The 12,582-nt window shown below is 74.6% G+C and carries 11 protein-coding genes; 9 read left to right on the top strand and 2 right to left on the bottom strand.

The genetic code is table 11. The annotated features are described in order from the left end of the window. The first annotated feature begins 4 nt into the window (after positions 1 to 4). Positions 5 to 886, top strand: a complete 882-nt coding sequence (locus AB0K65_RS00060; RefSeq protein WP_365712602.1) for a hypothetical protein — start codon at positions 5 to 7, stop codon at positions 884 to 886. Positions 887 to 1,070: 184 nt separating this feature from the next. On the opposite strand, the gene AB0K65_RS00065 is transcribed toward AB0K65_RS00060, so the two are convergent. Beyond that, on the bottom strand, positions 1,071 to 2,948 hold the full coding sequence (locus tag AB0K65_RS00065) for a hypothetical protein (RefSeq protein WP_365712604.1): 1,878 nt from the start codon (positions 2,946 to 2,948) through the stop codon (positions 1,071 to 1,073). A gap of 173 nt (positions 2,949 to 3,121) precedes the next feature. On the opposite strand from AB0K65_RS00065, the gene radA reads away from it, so the two are divergent. Beyond that, positions 3,122 to 4,534 (top strand): DNA repair protein RadA, encoded by a 1,413-nt coding sequence (gene radA, locus AB0K65_RS00070; protein ID WP_365712606.1) that lies wholly within the window; start codon positions 3,122 to 3,124, stop codon positions 4,532 to 4,534. A gap of 386 nt (positions 4,535 to 4,920) precedes the next feature. Then, positions 4,921 to 6,045: a DNA integrity scanning diadenylate cyclase DisA gene (disA, locus tag AB0K65_RS00075; protein ID WP_365712608.1), complete on the top strand. Its 1,125-nt coding sequence runs from the start codon at positions 4,921 to 4,923 to the stop codon at positions 6,043 to 6,045. Positions 6,046 to 6,111: 66 nt separating this feature from the next. Here disA and AB0K65_RS00080 read toward each other — a convergent pair whose 3' ends face one another. Beyond that, positions 6,112 to 6,936: a hypothetical protein gene (locus tag AB0K65_RS00080; protein WP_365712610.1), complete on the bottom strand. Its 825-nt coding sequence runs from the start codon at positions 6,934 to 6,936 to the stop codon at positions 6,112 to 6,114. A 171-nt stretch (positions 6,937 to 7,107) separates the two neighbouring features. On the opposite strand from AB0K65_RS00080, the gene AB0K65_RS00085 reads away from it, so the two are divergent. The 6 genes from AB0K65_RS00085 to cseC all read left to right on the top strand — a co-directional run bounded on the left by AB0K65_RS00085 (position 7,108) and on the right by cseC (position 12,416). Then, the gene (locus tag AB0K65_RS00085) at positions 7,108 to 7,815 is read left to right on the top strand and encodes a phosphatase PAP2 family protein (protein ID WP_365712612.1); all 708 of its coding nucleotides are present in this window, start codon (positions 7,108 to 7,110) and stop codon (positions 7,813 to 7,815) included. Between the two features lie 22 nt (positions 7,816 to 7,837). Continuing rightward, positions 7,838 to 8,818, top strand: a complete 981-nt coding sequence (locus AB0K65_RS00090; protein WP_365712614.1) for an A/G-specific adenine glycosylase — start codon at positions 7,838 to 7,840, stop codon at positions 8,816 to 8,818. Positions 8,819 to 9,000: 182 nt separating this feature from the next. Next, positions 9,001 to 9,588: a SigE family RNA polymerase sigma factor gene (locus AB0K65_RS00095; RefSeq protein ID WP_365712616.1), complete on the top strand. Its 588-nt coding sequence runs from the start codon at positions 9,001 to 9,003 to the stop codon at positions 9,586 to 9,588. Further along, the gene (locus tag AB0K65_RS00100; RefSeq protein ID WP_365712618.1) at positions 9,576 to 10,295 is read left to right on the top strand and encodes a hypothetical protein; all 720 of its coding nucleotides are present in this window, start codon (positions 9,576 to 9,578) and stop codon (positions 10,293 to 10,295) included. The genes AB0K65_RS00095 and AB0K65_RS00100 overlap by 13 nt, the downstream gene beginning before the upstream one ends. A gap of 20 nt (positions 10,296 to 10,315) precedes the next feature. Beyond that, positions 10,316 to 11,020 carry a two-component system response regulator CseB gene (gene cseB, locus AB0K65_RS00105; RefSeq protein ID WP_365712620.1) on the top strand — a complete coding sequence of 235 codons (705 nt, stop codon included), beginning with the start codon at positions 10,316 to 10,318 and terminating at the stop codon, positions 11,018 to 11,020. Between the two features lie 79 nt (positions 11,021 to 11,099). After that, complete coding sequence (cseC, locus tag AB0K65_RS00110) at positions 11,100 to 12,416, top strand: two-component system sensor histidine kinase CseC (protein ID WP_365712622.1); 1,317 nt, start codon at positions 11,100 to 11,102, stop codon at positions 12,414 to 12,416. Positions 12,417 to 12,582 lie beyond the last annotated feature (166 nt).

Below are 12,582 nucleotides of genomic sequence, written 5' to 3' on the forward strand. Positions count from 1 at the left end.
GGGTGTGCCCAAGACGAAAAAGGCGAAGCCGGACAAAGCCAGTGGCGGCGACAGCGCCACCACCCCGCTCAAGCCTCGCAAGGCCTCCAAGGAGCCCGCGATCCCCAAGAAGCAGGGCTCCTCGCCCGAACCCGACGAGAAGGGCCTGGACTTCGCGCGCGCGTGGGTGGAGTTCCCGGACCCGGCCGACGACGAGCAGGTCTTCCGCTGTGACCTGACCTGGCTCACCTCGCGCTGGAGCTGTGTCTTCGGCAGTGGCTGCCAGGGCATCCAGGCCGGCCGCGCCGACGACGGCTGCTGCACCCTGGGCGCCCACTTCTCCGACGAGGACGACGAGAAGCGGGTCGCTTCGCACGTGGCCCGGCTCACGCCCGAGCTGTGGCAGTTCCACGACGTCGGGACAGCGACGGGCTGGACGCAGCTCGACGAGGACGGCGACCGGCAGACCCGCCGCTGGGAGGGGTCCTGCATCTTCCAGAACCGCCCGGGCTTCGCCGGGGGGGCCGGCTGCTCGCTCCACATCCTGGCTCTCAGGGAGGGCAAGGAGCCGCTGGAGACCAAGCCGGACGTGTGCTGGCAGCTGCCGGTGCGGCGTACGTACGACTGGATCGACCGGCCCGACGACACCCGGGTGCTTCAGGTGTCCATCGGCGAGTACGACCGCCGGGGCTGGGGCCCGGGCGGGCACGACCTGCACTGGTGGTGCACCTCGGCGACCTCGGCGCACGGGGCCGGGGAGCCGGTCTACGTGACGTACCGGCCCGAACTGACGGAGCTGATGGGCAAGGCGGCGTACGACGTGCTCGCGGGGCTGTGCGAGGCCCGGCTGTCGTCGCAGCTTCCGCTGGTGGCCCCGCACCCGGCGGACCCGGTGACTCCGGCCTGAGCGCCTCCGGCCCGCGTGAGCGCCCGCCCTGAGGGCGCCGACCCGGAAGCCAGGCCTGAGGGCGCCGACCCCGGAGCCCGCCTTGAGGGCGCCGACCCCGGAGCCAGGCCCGCGACCCGGGAGCCGGCGACGTGAGCGCCCCCGACCGGAGCCCACCCGACCGGCGCGGCCCTCGCCACCGACCTCATGAGGACGGTGGCGGGGTCTCCGGGCCGCTCGGGGTCCCCGGTTCGGTGGACGGGGCCGGCTCCCCGGTCGTCGGGGGCGGCTCCTCCGTGGTGGGTGGTGGGCTCGTCGGGTCCGTGGGATCCGTCGTCGGCGGCGGCTCCTCGGTGGCCGGCGGCGGCGTGGTCGGGTCCGTGGTGGGCGGCGGGGTCGTCGGGTCCGTGGTCGGCGGGGGTTCCTCGGTGGCCGGCGGCGGCGTGGTGGCGCCGCGGCCGCCGATCCTGACCACCGCACCGGAGGGGTTCACTCCGACACGGGCCGACCAGGCGCCCGCGGGTTCGTGCGCGTGGTCCACGAAGACGCGGACCGTCACCGACTCCCCGGGCCGCAGGGTGCCGGATGCCTGAGAGACGTACAGCCACGGGCCGTCCGTCCACAGGGACCACTCGACCGGTGAGCCCCCGGAATTGGTGAGCGTGAGGGTCGTGGTGTCGCCGTGGCCCTGGGCGGCGACCGTGATCCGGCCGGGGCCCGGCCGGCCGGGGAGGGTCGGGCCGACCGGGCCGCCCGGGCTGATGACCTCGACGGAGACGTCGGGGGCCCGGCTGCCCTGGGTGAAGCGCGGGTCGGGGGTGGTGCGTGCGTTGCCCGTGTTCTCGTATCGGCCGTTCGGTGCGCCGTCCGGGTCCGACTCGTCCGACTCGCGTGCGGAGACGGGCGCTCCGGCCCGGTCCTCCCCCGTCGCCGGGGCGCCGCGGTACGAGGCCCACAGGGCGAGGACCGGTGCGGCGACCACGGCGGCGACGACCGTGGTCGTGACCGCGCGGGCCCGCATCCGGTCCCGTCGGGCGGCGTGGTCCTTGGGATCCAAGGGGAAGCCGGTGGGGCCGAAGCGCGGGGCGCCGGCACGCGCGCGGGAGAGGTGCGTCGCCGCCGGGAGCGCGGCGGCGCGGGGCGCCTCGACCAGCGGGAGCCTCGCCTGGGAGGCCGCGGTCGCGCCGGGCCACGGGCCGCCCGCGCCCGCGCGTTCGGCGGCGCGGCGGCAGCGGGGGCAGTCGTCGACATGGCGGACCAGCTCGGCGCGCAGGGCGGCGGAGAGCAGCACCTGGTGGTCGCCGGTGAGCCGGGCGACGGCGGGGCAGCCGCCGGTCTCGACGACCGCGAGCGCGGCCCGGGTCCGCTCCACCTCGCAGGCGGCGGAGGAGAGCAGCTCGCGCGCGGCGAGCGGATCGAGGGAGAGCACGGCGGCGACCCCGCGGTGCCCGAGGCCGTGGCGGACGGCGAGCTCCAGGGCCTCGCGCTGCTCGGGGGTCGTCCCGGCGGCCTCCGGCCAGGCGAGCGACGCCAGCTCGGCCCGGCGGCGGGCGGAGTCCTCGGCGGAACCGTCCGCGGGGGCGGCCCGCTCGGCGCCCCGGGGCGGCCGTGTCCCGGCGGCGGGGCGGCCGCTGTGCGCGCCCTGGCGCCCGCGGCGCTGCTCGCCGAGCGTCCGCAGGCAGGCCCATCGGGCGAGCGCGTACAGCCACGCCCTGCGCCCGTCCTCGTCGGAGGGACAGCGGCCGTGGTGGCGTTCGGCGATGGCCAGGACGTCGCCGAGGACGGCGGTCGCGGAGTCGTGTTCGCAGAGCACGGACAGGCAGTAGGTGAACAGGCCGTCCAGATACGGCTCGTAACGGGCCGGCGGCCGGCCGCCGGACGCCCGGGAGCCGGCGCGGACGTCGCCGTGCGCGCCGGCCTCGGCTCCGGTACGGGCGTCGGTCCTGCTGCTCGTCGGGGGACCCGCCTTCGCGCCGGACGGGGCGCCGGACGGGGCGTTCCCGGCGGCGTGGGACGGTGCGCGGCGGTGCGCCCGGTGTGCGCCGGTGGTGTGGGTAGGGGGTTCCAGCCTGCTGCTCGTCACTGGGCGACCGTAGGCAAGGCGGAGCGACCTCTTCGCACCCCTTGAACACTTTTAATCCGTACGGGTGAAGGTATCCCTCGAAAGGGGACAGGAATCGTTTATTCCGTGGGGTGAGTCGGCGACGGCGCCCCGCCGGGAACGGGCTGTCAGTGCGGCCCGCTACGGTTCGGTCCATGGCTGCCCGTACGAAATCCGCCAAGGACAGGCCGTCCTACCGCTGCACGGAGTGCGGCTGGACGACCGCCAAATGGCTCGGCCGTTGCCCCGAATGCCAGGCCTGGGGGACGGTCGAGGAGTACGGCGCGCCCGCCGTCCGCACCACCGCCGCGGGCCGCGTCTCGACGGCCGCGCTCCCCATCGGCCAGGTCGACGGCCGGCAGGCCACCGCCCGCTCCACCGGCGTGGACGAGCTGGACCGGGTCCTGGGCGGAGGGCTGGTGCCCGGAGCGGTCGTGCTGCTCGCGGGGGAGCCGGGCGTCGGCAAGTCCACGCTGCTGCTCGACGTCGCCGCGAAGGCCGCGAGCGACGAGCACCGCACGCTGTACGTGACGGGCGAGGAGTCCGCGAGCCAGGTGCGGCTGCGCGCGGACCGGATCAACGCGCTCAGCGACCATCTGTACCTGGCGGCCGAGACCGACCTGTCGGCCGTCCTCGGGCACCTCGACGCCGTCAAGCCGTCGCTGCTGATCATGGACTCAGTGCAGACCGTGGCCTCGCCGGAGATCGACGGGGCGCCGGGCGGCATGGCGCAGGTCCGCGAGGTCGCCGGGGCCCTCATCCGGGCCTCCAAGGAGCGGGGCATGTCCACGCTCCTCGTCGGTCATGTGACGAAGGACGGAGCCATCGCCGGTCCGCGGCTCCTGGAGCACCTCGTCGACGTCGTGCTCTCCTTCGAGGGCGACCGCCACGCGCGCCTGCGGCTGGTCCGGGGCGTGAAGAACCGCTACGGGGCGACGGACGAGGTCGGCTGCTTCGAGCTGCACGACGAGGGGATCACGGGGCTGGCCGACCCCTCCGGCCTCTTCCTCACCCGTCGCGACGTGGCCGTGCCGGGGACCTGCCTGACGGTGACCCTGGAGGGCCGCCGGCCGCTCGTCGCCGAGGTCCAGGCGCTGACCGTGGACTCGCAGATCCCCTCGCCCCGGCGCACCACCTCCGGTCTGGAGACCTCCCGGGTCTCGATGATGCTGGCCGTGCTCGAACAGCGCGGCCGGATCACCGCGCTGGGCAAACGGGACATCTATTCGGCGACGGTCGGCGGGGTGAAGCTCTCCGAACCGGCCGCCGACCTGGCGATCGCCCTCGCCCTCGCCTCGGCCGCCAGCGACACCCCGCTGCCGAAGAACCTGGTCGCCATCGGCGAGGTCGGTCTGGCGGGCGAGGTCCGGCGGGTCACGGGCGTCCAGCGCCGCCTGGCCGAGGCGCACCGCCTCGGCTTCACCCACGCCCTGGTCCCGACGGACCCGGGCCGGGTCCCGGCCGGCATGAAGGTGACCGAAGTGGCGGACATGGGCGACGCGCTCCAGGTCCTGCCCCGGACCCGCCGCCCGTCCGCCGCGAAGGGCGCGAAGGCGGAGGAGGGCTAGGAGTCGTTCCGGAGAAGGCTCCCCGGAGCCTCGCAGACGGCGAGGGCGGGAACGGCCTGGGGGTCGCCGAGGGCGAGAGCCGGGAGCCCCGGGACGGCGCTCCCGGAGCCGGCGGCCCCCAGGAAGGGAGCGGGTGCGGCGCCGGAAGACGGCGGCCGGGGCCACGGAAGGGGGACTTTCCGGGCATCGCCGCAGGTCCCGATCGCGGGCCGGGCCGGGCGGAGACGCGGGACACGACCTGGCCACGGGGCCCGTCCGGCGGTGTAGCGCACCGGTCGGCGGGGCAGGCCCCGCACGGGGTCGCGCGGCGCGCGGCAGAGGGGCCTCGGGTCGTGTCGCTAGACTTTGCCCTGGTCTCGCCCATCCGTACGAGCCGGAGGAGTGCAGTGGCAGCCAAGGACGGGGCAGCAGCTCCCGGAAAGTCCGGCGCGGGCTCCGGCGTCGAAGCGCTCATGCGCGCCTCGCTCAGCGCCGTCGCCCCCGGCACCGCCCTGCGCGACGGTCTGGAGCGCATCCTCCGGGGCAACACCGGTGGTCTCCTCGTCCTCGGCATGGACAAGACGGTCGAGTCGATGTGCACGGGCGGCTTCGTGCTGGACGTGGAGTTCACCGCGACGCGCCTGCGCGAGCTGTGCAAGCTCGACGGCGCGCTCATCCTCGACAAGGACATCACCAAGATCCTGCGGGCCGGGGTGCAGCTCGTCCCGGACGCGTCCATCCACACCGAGGAGACCGGCACCCGCCACCGGACCGCGGACCGTGTCTCCAAGCAGTGCGGCTTCCCGGTCGTCTCGGTCTCCCAGTCGATGCGCCTGATCGCGCTGTACGTCGACGGCGAGCGCCGGGTGCTGGAGGAGTCGGCCGCGATCCTCTCCCGTGCCAACCAGGCGCTCGCGACCCTGGAGCGGTACAAGCTCCGCCTCGACGAGGTCGCCGGCACGCTCTCCGCCCTGGAGATCGAGGACCTGGTGACCGTCCGCGACGTGACCGCGGTCGCCCAGCGCCTCGAGATGGTGCGCCGGATCGCCACGGAGATCGCCGAGTACGTCGTCGAGCTCGGCACCGACGGCCGGCTGCTCTCGCTCCAGCTCGACGAGCTGATCGCGGGCGTCGAGCCCGAGCGCGAGCTCGTCATCCGGGACTACGTACCCGAGCCGACGGCCAAGCGGTCCCGTACGGTCTCCGAGGCGCTCACCGAGCTGGACGCGCTCACCCACGCCGAGCTGCTGGAACTTCCCATAGTGGCGAGGGCCCTGGGCTACAGCGGCTCCCCCGAGACCCTGGACTCCGCGGTCTCCCCGCGCGGCTACCGGCTCCTCGCCAAGGTCCCGCGGCTGCCGGGCGCGATCATCGAGCGGCTCGTCGAGCACTTCGGCGGGCTGCAGAAGCTGCTGGCCGCGAGCGTCGACGACCTCCAGGCCGTGGACGGCGTCGGCGAGGCCCGGGCGCGGAGCGTCCGCGAGGGCCTGTCCCGGCTCGCCGAGTCCTCGATCCTCGAGCGGTACGTGTAGGACGACGCCGCACGGCGGCGGGACCGGCTCACCGGCGGCCCGCCTCCGGCTCGGCGTACGGAGCCGTCAGTCCTTCGCCAGCGTGAACGACGCGGGCAGCACCTTCACGCCCGGCATCGCCGCCTCCACCAGATACGTCCCCGGTCCCACCGGGCCCGCCGGGGCCGTCGCGCAGCCCGGGGCGCTGCGGACGCGGTCCCACTCCACGGTGTGGGTGACCGTGGCGCGGGCGGGGACCCGGAGCAGGACGCCGGTGGCCGGGCGCGCGCAGTCCCCGGAGGACCACACCTCGTCGTCCTTGGCGTCACTGATCGTCAGAACGGCGTTCCTGGGGCCGAGGTCGGCCTTGCAGTCGACGGCGGAGGTGTTCTTGGCGACCAACTGGAACCGCGGCTTCTCACCCGGCTCGTAGGAGACCTTGGCGCTCTTGAGCGTCAACTGGAGCGCGGACGGGGCGCAGTTCGGCAGGGGGGAGTTCGCCGGGACCTGCTGCCCCGCGCTCGCCCCGGCGCCGCCGTCGCCACCCGCTCCGTCGGTGTCGCCGTTCTTGCCGACGCCCTCACCGCCGGTGGCCGCGCCCGCGTTCGTACCGCCCCCGGAGTCCCCGCCTGAGTTCTCCCCGGAGCTGCCGGCGGAGTCGGTGCCGCCCGACTCGTCGCGCCCGCCCGGCTGTTGGCTGATCGCCGGACCGGATCCGGAGGGCCCGGGAGTGATCGAGGGGGCGGGAGAGGCGCCGTTGGCACCGTCGTTCGTCTTCTTCCCGCCGCCGCCGAAGGTGACGGCCCACAGGGCGAGCAGGGCGACGAGCGCGATCAGGCACAGCGCGACCGCCCTCCGTCGCCAGTAGATGGAGGAGGGAAGCGGCCCGACCGGATTGCGCAGTGATCCCACGCCACGAACCTTACGAGAGATCGACGCCAACTCCCGCCCCACCCGCCGCCTCAGGCGACAAGTTTTGCCGATGATCACACCTGGGACCCGGTCACCCCCACTTTCGTCGGGGGTCGTCGTGGTCCTGCCCCGCGGGCGCCCCCCGCCGGAGGCCCGTTAGCGTCATCCGCCATGGACAGCTTCTCCGCCCCCGCGGCCCTTCCGGACCCCGAGGCCCTGTCGGCCCCCTCGGACATCTCGGGCGACCTCTACCTCGACGTCACGGACTTCGCCCACTCCACTCCGCACTGGTTCCAGCAGCTCGCCGAGGCGTGGACCGAGCTGGGGCTGCTGCTCTTCGGCGCGCTGTTCGTGGCCGGCTGGTGGCGGGCCCGATCAGGATCGGGCGAACTGATGGCGCTCGCCCTGCTCGCGCCCCTCGCGACCGCCTTCGGCTACGTGGTGAGCGAGTCGCTCAAGTCGCTGGTGGACGAGGAGCGGCCGTGCCGGGCGGTGGCGGCGGCGGCCGCCTCCCTCGTCCCGTGCCCGCCCACCGGCGACTGGTCGTTCCCCAGCAACCACGCGGCGATCGCGGGCGCCGGAGCGGTCGCGCTGGCGCTCTCCTGGCGCGGTCTCGGCCTGCTCACGCTCCCGATGGCGCTGCTCATGGCCCTGTCCCGGGTCTTCGTCGGCGTCCACTACCCCCACGACGTGACGGTCGGTCTGCTGCTCGGGGGCGCGATCGCGTGGGTGATCGTCAAGGCCGCGACCCGGCCCGTCCGGGTGCTGGTCGACAGCGCCCGGAAGAGCCGGACCGGCGCGGTGGTGTGGTGCGTGGGGCCTGGACCGCGCCCACACGCCTCCACACGCCCCGAGGGCGTGCGCCACGGCGCGCACTGAACGTGCCAGGATCGGAGGTGCCATGACTTCCATCGACGCGCCCTTCACCGACGGTCCCCCCACCGACGCCTCCGACACCGACGCTCCCGCCGCCGACGGCTCCGCCGCCGGCGCTCCCACGGCCGCCGCGCCCTCCGAGCTGCACGCGCCGGTCCTCGCCTGGTTCGACCGGCACGCCCGCGACCTGCCCTGGCGCCGCCCCGAGGCGGGGGCCTGGGGCGTGATGGTCAGCGAGTTCATGCTCCAGCAGACGCCCGTCGTGCGGGTCCTGCCGGTGTACGAGCAGTGGCTCGCGCGCTGGCCCCGCCCGGCCGACCTGGCCGCGGAGGCGCCCGGCGAGGCCGTGCGCGCCTGGGGCAGGCTCGGCTACCCGCGGCGCGCGCTGCGGCTGCACGCGGCGGCCGTGGCCATAAAGGAGCGGCACGGCGGGGACGTGCCGAGCGAACACGGCCAGCTGCTCGCGCTCCCGGGGATCGGTGAGTACACGGCGGCGGCGGTGGCCTCGTTCGCGTACGGGCAGCGGCACGCGGTCCTCGACACCAACGTCCGCCGGGTGTTCGCCCGGGCGGCGGCCGGGGTGCAGTACCCGCCGAACGCCACGACGGCCGCGGAGCGCAGGCTGGCGCGGGAGCTGCTGCCGCAGGACGAGGCCACGGCGGCGCGCTGGGCGGCGGCCTCGATGGAGCTGGGCGCGCTGGTCTGCACGGCCAAGAACGAGGACTGCGGGCGCTGCCCGATCGCCGCGCGGTGCGTCTGGCGGCTCGCCGGCAAGCCGGCGCACGACGGCCCGGCGCGACGGGGCCAGACGTACGCCGGCACGGACCGCCAGGTGCGCGGCAAGCTGCTGGCCGTCCTGCGGGAGGCGGTGGCGGCCGTGCCGCAGTCCGCGCTCGACGCGGTGTGGCACGAGCCGGTCCAGCGGGCCCGCGCCCTGGACGGCCTGGTCGCGGACGGCCTGGTCGAACCCCTGGAGAACGGCTTCTACCGCCTTCCGATGTCCTGACGGGCGGGCCCGGGGCACCGGCCGCCCCGGGCCCGGCGGCCCGCCCCCGGCCGTCTGTTACACAACCGATGGACAGCCGTGCGTCCGTCGAGGGCTGCCCCGCACAACCCCGTGACAACCGCTCCGTAGCGTCGTCGACGTCAAGCAAACAGGCAGGTCACGGGGTTCGGAGGCGGTTCGGGATGGCGCACGGCGAGGTGCTCGACTTCGAGGAGTACGTACGCACTCGGCAGGACGCGCTGCTGCGCAGCGCGCGGCGTCTCGTGCCCGACCCGGTGGACGCGCAGGACCTGCTGCAGACCGCGCTCGTCCGGACGTACGGACGCTGGGACGGGATCGCCGACAAGTCGCTCGCCGACGCCTACCTCCGGCGCGTGATGATCAACACGCGCACCGAGTGGTGGCGCGCCCGCAAGCTCGACGAGGTCCCCACCGAGCAGCTGCCCGACGCCTCCGTCGACGACGCCACCGAGCAGCACGCCGACCGCGCCCTGCTCATGGACATCCTCCGGGTCCTCGCCCCCAAGCAGCGCAGCGTCGTCGTCCTGCGCCACTGGGAGCAGATGAGCACGGAGGAGACGGCGGCGGCGCTCGGCATGTCGACCGGTACGGTGAAGAGCACGCTCCACCGGGCCCTGGCCCGGCTCCGTCAGGAACTGGAGAGCCGCGGTGTCGCCGACGCCCGCGCTCTGGAGCGGACGACCGAGCGGAGCACCGAGCGGTGGACGGCACGAGGCAACGAACGGGGGCGGGAGCGGTGCGCGGCCTGAGCGCCAGATCCGACACCCACCACGACCGCGACCACCGCGACCACCACAGGGACCGTGCGGAGCGCACGATCCGGGCGGCGAGCACCACGGCACTGGCCGGGCTCGTCGCCGTCGGTCTGTCCCTGACCGCCTGCTCGACCGGCGGCACCGGCTCCCGGGACGAGGGCGCCGCCCGCGCGGACGAGGTGGCGTCCGCGCCCTCGACCGCCTCCCCCTCGGCGTCCCCGGGGCCGCCGTCGGCCAAGCGGGTCGACCCGATCACGCTGATCAAGTCCGACCCGAAGATCGGCGAGCGGCTCAAGGCCGATCTGAAGCCCTGCGTCGCGGACGCCTACCCCGTGGACACCTCCTACGGGAACCTCACCGGCGGGACCTCGCCCGACGTCGTGGTCAACGTGATGACGTGCGGCGACGCCGTGGGGATCGGCACGTACGTGTACCGCGAGGAGAACAACCGGTACACGAACGTCTTCATGGCCGAGGACGCGGCCGTCTACGCCACGATCGACCGCGGCGACCTGGTCGTCACCAAGCAGGTGTACGCCGAGGGCGACCCGGTGACGTACCCCTCGGGCGAGGACGTGATCACGTACCGCTGGTCGGGAAACAAGTTCACCCAGCACGACTGGGTGCACAACGACTACAGCCGCGCGGTCGGCGACGGCGGCATCGACGGCCCCGCGCCCACCGGCCCGGACGGCAACTGACGGAAACGGAGAGGCACGCGATGGCAGAGACCCACGTGCTGTTCGTCGAGGACGACGACGTCATCCGCGAGGCGACCCAGCTCGCCCTGGAGCGGGACGGCTTCACGGTGACCGCCATGCCCGACGGGCTGTCCGGTCTCGACGCGTTCCGGGCCGACCGGCCCGACATCGCGCTGCTCGACGTGATGCTGCCGGGGATGGACGGCGTCAGCCTCTGCCGGCGGATCCGTGACGAGTCGACCGTTCCGGTGATCATGCTGTCCGCGCGGGCCGACTCGATCGACGTGGTCCTGGGCCTGGAGGCCGGGGCGGACGACTACGTCACCAAGCCCTTCGACGGGTCCGTGCTGGTGGCGCGCATCCGCGCGGTGCTCCGCCGTTTCGGGCACGCGGGCGGTCTCGCCGCCGGCGAGGCGGGGCGGACCGACGGAGCCGGCGGCGGGGTCCTCGTCTTCGGCGACCTGGAGGTCGACACCGACGGCATGGAGGTCCTCAGGGACGGGGCGCCGGTGTCGCTGACCCCCACCGAGATGCGGCTGCTGCTCGAGTTCTCCTCCGCCCCCGGCACGGTGCTGTCCCGGGACAAGCTCCTGGAGCGGGTCTGGGACTACGGCTGGGGCGGCGACACGCGGGTGGTGGACGTCCACGTGCAGCGGCTGCGCACCAAGATCGGCCAGGACCGGATCGAGACGGTCCGCGGCTTCGGCTACAAGCTCAAGGGATGACGCGCGGGGGAAGCGGACCGGGTGATGCGGTCCAGGGGTGGGGTCCGAACGGTGAGGTCCGAGCGATGAGGTCCGAGCGATGAGGCGGGTCGCCCTGCGTACGGGGGTCCGCTGGAAGATCTCCGTCGCCATCGCCGCCGTGGGCGCGCTCATCGCGGTCACCCTCAGCCTGGTCGTCCACAACTCGGCCCGCGTCTCGATGCTCGACAACGCGCGCGAGGTGCAGATGGAGCGGCTGCTCTTCGCGCAGCGCATGTACGAGGGCTCCAAGCCGAAGGAACCGCGCTTCGGCACCAAGATCAACGATCCGATGCTGCCGCCGCAGCTCGACCAGCTGATGCGGGACAAGCGGCGCGGCACCTTCGTCCAGGAGCACCGCCACGGCGGTCCGCCCGACGTATGGGCGGCCGTACCGCTCGCCAACGGCGACGTGCTGTCGCTGCACATCCCGTTCGCCGACCGCAGCGCGGCGATCATGAAGGACCTCGACCGCGCCCTGATCATCGGCTCGGTGTCGGTCGTCGTCGGAGGCTGCGCGCTCGGTGTGCTCATCGGCGGCCAGCTCTCGCGCCGGCTGCGCAAGGCGGCCGCGGCCGCCGGCAAGGTCGCCCAGGGCAACACGGACGTACGGGTACGCCATGCCATCGGCGGCGTGGTGCGCGACGAGACGGACGAGCTGGCCCGGGCGGTCGACGCCCTGACCGACGCGCTCCAGGAGCGGATCGAGGCCGAGCGCCGGGTCACGGCGGACATCGCGCACGAGCTGCGCACCCCGGTGACCGGGCTGCTGACGGCGGCCGAGCTGCTGCCGCCGGGTCGTCCGACCGAGCTGGTACGGGACAGGGCGCAGGCGATGCGGACCCTCGTCGAGGACGTGCTGGAGGTCGCCAGGCTGGACAGCGCGTCGGAGCGGGCCGAGCTCCAGGAGATCGCGCTCGGCGAGTTCGTGGAGCGGCGGGTGCGAGCGCTCGACCCGGCGGTGGCCGTGCACGTGGTCCACGAGTCCTGGGTCAGCACCGACCCGCGGCGGCTGGAACGGATCCTCGGCAATCTCCTCGCCAACGCGGCCAAGCACGGCAGGCCGGGCGTCGAGGTGACGGTCGAGGGCCGGGTGGTACGGGTACGGGATCACGGCCCCGGCTTCCCCGAGGCACTGCTGCGCGAGGGTCCGAGCCGGTTCCGTACGGGTGCGAGCGACCGCGCCGGGCAGGGGCACGGGCTCGGGCTGACGATCGCGGCGGGACAGGCCAGGGTGCTGGGCGCGCGGCTGACCTTCCGCAACGCGGCCCCGGAGGGCACCCCCGAGGGGGCGGGCGGCGCGATCGCGGTGCTCTGGCTCCCGGACCACGCGCCGACCAACACCGGAAGCTTCCCGATGATCAGCTTCCCGGACTGAGGACCCGCGCCGGGGCGCGTCGCACGCCGGCTTCCGGAGGCCCCGGCCCTGGCACCCGGAGGCCCCGGCCCTCGACCGCCCCGGCTCCCTCGGCACCCGGAGGCCCCGCGGTCGCCTCCCGGCGGCCCTGGCTGCCCTGGCTGCCTGGCTCCCGGCGACCCCCATC

It is taken from the genome of Streptomyces sp. NPDC053755 (assembly GCF_040677675.1).
Classification (GTDB): domain Bacteria; phylum Actinomycetota; class Actinomycetes; order Streptomycetales; family Streptomycetaceae; genus Streptomyces.

Excerpts from the sequence above, each read along its gene's own strand:
- radA (WP_365712606.1), top strand. The coding sequence starts at position 3,122 with ATGGCTGCCCGTACGAAATCCGCCAAGGACAGGCCGTCCTACCGCTGC.
- AB0K65_RS00085 (WP_365712612.1), top strand. The coding sequence starts at position 7,108 with ATGGACAGCTTCTCCGCCCCCGCGGCCCTTCCGGACCCCGAGGCCCTG.
- AB0K65_RS00090 (WP_365712614.1), top strand. The coding sequence starts at position 7,838 with ATGACTTCCATCGACGCGCCCTTCACCGACGGTCCCCCCACCGACGCC.
- AB0K65_RS00095 (WP_365712616.1), top strand. The coding sequence starts at position 9,001 with ATGGCGCACGGCGAGGTGCTCGACTTCGAGGAGTACGTACGCACTCGG.
- cseB (WP_365712620.1), top strand. The coding sequence starts at position 10,316 with ATGGCAGAGACCCACGTGCTGTTCGTCGAGGACGACGACGTCATCCGC.
- cseC (WP_365712622.1), top strand. The coding sequence starts at position 11,100 with ATGAGGCGGGTCGCCCTGCGTACGGGGGTCCGCTGGAAGATCTCCGTC.